Annotated in this window: 1 pseudogene; it reads left to right on the top strand. The window is 74.2% G+C overall.

Annotated features, from left to right (window positions below):
• A pseudogene (locus QWY29_RS21395) lies at positions 1-209 on the top strand (ABC transporter ATP-binding protein); the annotation flags it as partial.

Here is a 209-nt window from a genome sequence, read left to right on the forward strand (position 1 = left end):
GAACGCATGAGCACGGTGATGGACTCCGGCGAGGAGATCGGCGCGATCCGCACCATCCGCCGCGGCGTGCACTTCTCGCCCGAGCTGAAGGAGGGCATCCGGGGCACGCGCGCGCTCGCGGTGCTGGCCTCGGCCGGCCCGGTCGTCGTCCCGATCGCCGTCCAGCAGGTCCTCGACCGCGGCGTCAACGGTCCGGGCGGGCCGGACGT

This window comes from Nocardioides abyssi (assembly GCF_030412915.1).
GTDB lineage: Bacteria > Actinomycetota > Actinomycetes > Propionibacteriales > Nocardioidaceae > Nocardioides > Nocardioides abyssi.